Genomic DNA, 2,639 nt, shown 5'->3' with positions numbered 1-2,639 from the left:
TCGTCCGGGGGCGCGACCGCCGCGTCCTGTGCCGACTTCGACTCCGTGGCGGCGGGGGCGTGGGCGGCCAGGCGGACCTTCTTGGCCGCCACGTCCGCCTTCACCACCCGGAACCCCGGCGCCTGAGCGGGGGTCGGTTTGACTGGGGCGGCGTAGCGCTGGGCGACCAGGCGGGAGACCGCCGCGTTACCCGCAGCCCCTTGCAATCGCTGCAGCGACCGCACACCGGGAGCGGGGGCGGATGGGCGGGGTGCGCCGGTGCGGGCGGACTCGGCGGGGGCCTTGTCCGGAACCGACTTCATCGGCCATCCCTCCGCCTGCCGCCAATCATCCCGAATGTCAGCTGTCAGGGTTTCGCGCGGCGCCGGCGTCGGTGGAGGGTGAGAAAGCCGGGCCTGGGGCATCGCTGGGTGGGTCGTACGGATATGAGCCGTTGCCTCTCAGGGCAGGCCTCGGTGCACGGCGGGGCGGCCGAGTGTCCGTTCCCGGTGATCGTCGAAGTGGCGAGAATCACTGGCGTTCCCCGGTCGCCGAAGGCGCCGTCAGCACCGGGCCGTGGCACGAGCACACCAACACCGAACTCCGCGAAGCCCTGCGCGAGCAGTCCGGACCCGGCTGGCACCTGCTCGCCGACTCCGACGAGTTCCAGCAGCACCCCGCCCCGCTGGCCGACGAGTTCGCAGCCGATCCGGACACCTGCCGCCACGCCTTCCAGGTCGCCATCGACTTCGGGTTCGTCGCCGTAGACGCGATCGGTGACTTCCTCCCCCAAAAGGAGTCCGTCGCCGTGGTCCAGCGCATGGGCTTCTGCGACTGCGGATGCCTCGCCCTTGACGACCACGATCTCACCCGCGCAGCTCTGACTCCCCTGGCCAGCGCCAACCTGGTTGTCTGCCAGGGCCTGCTGCTCGCCGCGACCGACTACGCCCACCGCACCTTCGGATGCGCCGGGCTGGGCGCCCTCATCCACGAACTCGCCGAAGGCCGGCCAGCCACCTTCGAACCACCGACGCTCACCGCCCTCCTCGGTCGCGTCCGCGCGCGGCACACCAGGCCGAGAGCGGCCACGCCGGGCACAGCCGAGTCCCCGACGCGATCAACTGGCCGCGCACCGCGGCCTCCTCCATGCCCGAGCTGACCCCCTGCCCCCCTGACCCGCCGAGCGCTGCACCGGAAACCCATTCTCTTCGCGCCCGGCCCCGTAGCCACCAGCCCTGTTGACCAAGGCGAGTTCACCACTGTCGGGCATCTGCACATCCGGCAACGCTCTGGGCGAGGAAGCGCAGGTGGAACGCCTCCTCGGTGGCGGCTCTGATCCTCTCCGGGCTGTGCGGGGTGGTCCGGAACTTGTCCGCCAGGCCCGCGGCTCAAACGGCCGCTACGGCAGCTGGCATCGAACAGCTCGGTGTCGCGGGCGGCCCGGAACGCCGGAACGGGAGCCACAGTGCGCAGAACGGCCGGGCGCAGCGGCGCAGCGCGGCGCTTCAGTGGCGCAGCCGGGGCGACGGCGGCACAGCAGCGGACAGCCGGACACACCGCAGAACCATCACGCCACAGTGAGCGTGAGCCCGGTCAGTCGAACGCGCGCAGCACCAGCCGCACAACTCCCACGGTCCCTCGCCCGATCCACCCGAGCAGTCCTGTCTCCACGGCCAGCTCGGCGGCATCCCCGGCCACTTCCGCCCGTTCCGGCCCGGAACGGCAGCGGGAACAGGAACGAGACCAAAAGCGCTTCCGCACGCCACACTTCTTGCACACAGCCATAACTCCATTCTCTCCCCGCCGCCCCTCGAACCGGGTCCGCAGGCCAGGGCGTCGGGCTCCCGGGGCGCAGCAGGCGAAGCCCGGCTCCCCAGCCGGCACAGCGGTGGGCGGGTCGGCGGCCGTCGGCTTCAGGCCCGCCGCGATCGGCGAACACGGGTATCCGGTCGGGCCTGGGCCAAGAACCAGAGATTCGCCGCCCGGATCGCGGCTCAGATCGCGCAGCGGCGGGAAGCCGGCCTCCCTGTCGAGACCAGCGCGGGCGCCCTGACCGAGGCGCGGCGTGAGGCGCTGGAGGAGATCGATCCGGGGTGGTGCCCGGCCTGGGACACGGGATGGCAACGGTGCTTCCGCCTCACCCAGGCCCACGTCCAAGGCGGCGGGGCCGTACCCATGGCGGCCGGTGAGGTGATCGTCCAGGGCGAAGACCTCGGACGGTGGGTGAGCGCGCAGCAGCACGGATGGGTCCAGCTGGTGCCCGCGCAGCAATGGCTCCTGGACAACGTCCTTGGGATCGAACCGGTCTCTGCCGGACCGAGCTCCGTACGGTGCAGTCATCGTGTCCGACGTGTTCCCAGAGGTTTCTGCGCTGGGTGGCCAAGCAACTGCGCTGCGGAGCCCGCTCGGTACAGCCCATCGGGTCGGCGGTCGAGAGCACGTCGTGCCTTCCTGCGCGCCGCTGGGTCTGGAGTGCTGGCGGGTGCATTCCCTCGCACTCTGTTCGTCTGCAAGGACGGCAAGGCTTCGCCTCCTAGGGTGCGTATTCGTTGTGATCAAGGGGCCGCTCGTGTGAGGTCCTTGATCCAGATCATGGAGGCGCGGAGGTGGAGTCCGGCGAGGTAGCTCCCCGGGGTCTTGTCGTAGCGGGTGGCGATGCC

At 71.0% G+C, this 2,639-nt stretch carries 1 protein-coding gene and 1 pseudogene; one reads left to right on the top strand and one right to left on the bottom strand.

All coding sequences use genetic code 11. The annotated features are described in order from the left end of the window. Window positions 1-302: pseudogene (locus ABZY11_RS43855) on the bottom strand (hypothetical protein); the annotation flags it as partial. Window positions 303-475: 173 nt separating this feature from the next. On the opposite strand from ABZY11_RS43855, the gene ABZY11_RS43850 reads away from it, so the two are divergent. Further along, window positions 476-1,138, top strand: coding sequence for a hypothetical protein (locus ABZY11_RS43850; RefSeq protein ID WP_356484529.1), 663 nt, complete (start codon window positions 476-478; stop codon window positions 1,136-1,138). Window positions 1,139-2,639: the final 1,501 nt, after the last annotated feature.

Source organism: Streptomyces sp. NPDC006510 (genome assembly GCF_040611955.1).
Lineage (GTDB): Bacteria > Actinomycetota > Actinomycetes > Streptomycetales > Streptomycetaceae > Streptomyces.
Note: the sequence above shows the minus strand (reverse complement) of the source record. Positions and strands in the feature narration are given on the sequence as shown.